Origin of the sequence: [Zimmermannella] faecalis ATCC 13722, assembly GCF_000381765.1 — a bacterium.
Classification (GTDB): domain Bacteria; phylum Actinomycetota; class Actinomycetes; order Actinomycetales; family Microbacteriaceae; genus Gulosibacter; species Gulosibacter faecalis.
Genome location: NZ_KB907090.1, coordinates 1 through 1,701 on the forward strand (window position 1 = coordinate 1; position 1,701 = coordinate 1,701).

Here is a 1,701-nt window from a genome sequence, read left to right on the forward strand (position 1 = left end):
CCAGCCACAACCCCAACCAGCTTCCAACCAACCCCCGAAAGAGCCGGCGTACTACTCGTTAGAACCACAACCAGTTCCAGCCATATGTTCCACCCTTGAGCACCAGCGCCACCCAAACGGTGACACCAGCAACCCCACCCAAGATCTTCTCGAGTGAAATATCGCTCCTTAGAAAGGAGGTGATCCAGCCGCACCTTCCGGTACGGCTACCTTGTTACGACTTAGTCCTAATCACCGATCCCACCTTCGACAGCTCCCTCCCAAAAGGGTTAGGCCACCGGCTTCGGGTGTTACCGACTTTCATGACTTGACGGGCGGTGTGTACAAGGCCCGGGAACGTATTCACCGCAGCGTTGCTGATCTGCGATTACTAGCGACTCCGACTTCATGGGGTCGAGTTGCAGACCCCAATCCGAACTGAGACCGGCTTTTTGGGATTCGCTCCACCTCGCGGTATCGCAGCCCATTGTACCGGCCATTGTAGCATGCGTGAAGCCCAAGACATAAGGGGCATGATGATTTGACGTCATCCCCACCTTCCTCCGTGTTGACCACGGCAGTATCCCATGAGTTCCCACCATAACGTGCTGGCAACATAGGACGAGGGTTGCGCTCGTTGCCGGACTTAACCGAACATCTCACGACACGAGCTGACGACAACCATGCACCACCTGTATACCGACTGCAAGCAGGGCAACCATCTCTGGAAGTTTCCGGTATATGTCAAGCCTTGGTAAGGTTCTTCGCGTTGCATCGAATTAATCCGCATGCTCCGCCGCTTGTGCGGGCCCCCGTCAATTCCTTTGAGTTTTAGCCTTGCGGCCGTACTCCCCAGGCGGGGCGCTTAATGCGTTAGCTACGACACGGAAACCGTGGAATGGTCCCCACATCTAGCGCCCAACGTTTACGGCATGGACTACCAGGGTATCTAATCCTGTTCGCTCCCCATGCTTTCGCTCCTCAGCGTCAGTAACGGCCCAGAGATCTGCCTTCGCCATCGGTGTTCCTCCTGATATCTGCGCATTCCACCGCTACACCAGGAATTCCAATCTCCCCTACCGCACTCAAGTCTGCCCGTACCCACTGCAGGCCCGAGGTTGAGCCTCGGGATTTCACAGCAGACGCGACAAACCGCCTACGAGCTCTTTACGCCCAATAATTCCGGACAACGCTTGCACCCTACGTATTACCGCGGCTGCTGGCACGTAGTTAGCCGGTGCTTTTTCTGCAGGTACCGTCACTTTCGCTTCTTCCCTACTAAAAGAGGTTTACAACCCGAAGGCCGTCATCCCTCACGCGGCGTTGCTGCATCAGGCTTGCGCCCATTGTGCAATATTCCCCACTGCTGCCTCCCGTAGGAGTCTGGGCCGTGTCTCAGTCCCAGTGTGGCCGGTCACCCTCTCAGGCCGGCTACCCGTCGTCGCCTTGGTAGGCCATTACCCCACCAACAAGCTGATAGGCCGTGAGCCGATCCGAAACCGATAAATCTTTCCAACCAGAGGAGATGCCTCCCTGGCACATATCCAGTATTAGCCACCGTTTCCGGTGGTTATTCCAGAGTCTCGGGCACGTTGCTCACGTGTTACTCACCCGTTCGCCACTAATCCACCCCAGCAAGCTGGAGCTTCATCGTTCGACTTGCATGTGTTAAGCACGCCGCCAGCGTTCGTCCTGAGCCAGGATCAAACTCTCCGTAAAAAA

Annotated in this window: 1 rRNA gene; it reads right to left on the reverse strand. The window is 56.2% G+C overall.

Annotated elements, in window-relative coordinates:
• Positions 1-172: 172 nt before the first annotated feature.
• Positions 173-1,698, reverse strand: a 16S ribosomal RNA gene (locus tag G328_RS15565).
• Positions 1,699-1,701: the final 3 nt, after the last annotated feature.